Annotated in this window: 1 protein-coding gene; it reads right to left on the bottom strand. The window is 72.5% G+C overall.

Annotated elements, in window-relative coordinates:
• Positions 1 to 140 precede the first annotated feature (140 nt).
• Positions 141 to 1,538, bottom strand: a complete 1,398-nt coding sequence (locus tag E9529_RS21365) for an IS1380 family transposase (protein ID WP_236833267.1) — start codon at positions 1,536 to 1,538, stop codon at positions 141 to 143.
• Positions 1,539 to 1,558 lie beyond the last annotated feature (20 nt).

The following is a 1,558-nucleotide window of genomic DNA, read 5'->3' as shown; positions in this document are numbered from 1 at the left end:
CCTCGATCCACCGTCGATCTTGGTCGGCTCGGTCGGCCTCTGATCTGATCTTGGTCAGCCGGTGCGGGCGTGAAGCAGCCGCCGGTCTGTCCGGCTCTTCCACTGCTGGTCTCCGGTCGGGCCCTGCGGGCGGTGGTCGGTCAGGCCGCTGCCGGTGGGCCGAGCGTGGCGTCGAACAGTTGGGTCCAGGCGGTCTGCCAGGGCCAGTCACGTGGCAGGTGCAGCCGCAGCCGCCGCGCGGAGCGGCCCAGCCGCATCGGGACGGCGATCAGCTGGGCGCGGATCGTGCCGGTGGTGGCCTTGGCGTGGAAGGCCGAGGCCAGGGCGCCGGCGGCGCGGGTGAGGTTGAACGCGATCGCGGCGAGCACCAGCCAGGCGGAGTTGGCGGCGAATGACCCCGACGGCAGGTGGGCCAGCGGTCCGGCCTTGAGGTCGGCGTTGACCTGCTCGATGACCGCGTGCTGCCGGTGGGTGGTCTCGGCAGCCAGCATCGGCTCGGGGTTGTCGGTGAACACCGCGTGGTGGCGGTAGGCGGTGAACAGCTCGCCTTGGCCGGTCGGCACCGAGGCGGGGTTGAGCCGCTTGACCCGGCGGACGATCAGCCGGGCGGGGATGTGGTCGGTCTTGCGGCGGGAGGTGAACGCGGTGAAGCCGATCTCGGCGACCTCGGCGTCGGAGATCCAGCACTGTTCCTGCTCGTCCCAGACCGCGTGCGGGTAGCGGATCGGCGTCCAGGCGTCCTCGCCGATGGCGGCGATCGCCTTCTTCACCGCGGCGTCCATCCGGGCGGTGATCGAGAACCGGGCCCCGCCGCGGCGGGCGGCGGCGATGACGTCGTGGCAGTAGAACGCCGAGTCGCCGCGCACGAGCACCAGGCCGCGGCGATCCGGGCCGCCGGCGCCGGCCGCCCGGGCGGTGCCCAGCGCCTCGCCCAGCAGCTTCCCCGCGCCGCGGGCGGACTTGACCGCCCCCTTGCGCAGCCGGGCGGCGCCGATCACCGGCGCCGCCAGCGGGGTGGAGATCGTGGCCAGCAGCGCGTTGAGGCCCTTGATCTTGTTGTAGCCGTAGCCGGCGCCCTGCTTGGCGTAGCCGTGGGTCTCCCGCATGGTGTCGTCCAGGTCCAGGTAGGTGACCTGGTCGGCGCCGGGCAGCAGCGGCGTCCTGTGGGCCAGCGCGGTCAACAACGCGGCGGCGACGCTGTCGAGTTGGCGGACGTGGCCGAAGGTGAACGTCCGCAGGAACGTGCCCAGCGTCGATGGGGCCCGGATGCCGGCGAACAGCCGGTTCATGCCGCCGTGGCGGAGCAGGTCCATGTCGGCGATGGAGTCCGCGCCGGCGACCATCCCGGCCACCAGCGCCGGCACCTTCAGCTGCGCGTTCACCCCGCCTGGAGCTTTGAGCGTGAGCTTGTCGCCGACCAGGTCGCCGAGCCGGCACGACTGCGCGAGCGCGACCACCGGGGCCAGTCCGGCGACCGACACGAGATTCGGGTCATCGAACGTCGCCGACAACGCCGACGAACCGTGAGACAGTCGCATCCAGCGGATGCCCTTCTGCG

The sequence above is a fragment of the Blastococcus sp. KM273128 genome (genome assembly GCF_021698975.1).
In the GTDB taxonomy this organism is placed as follows: Bacteria; Actinomycetota; Actinomycetes; order Mycobacteriales; family Geodermatophilaceae; genus Blastococcus.
The sequence above is the reverse complement of the archived record's forward strand: the minus strand, read 5'-3'. Positions and strand labels throughout refer to the sequence as shown.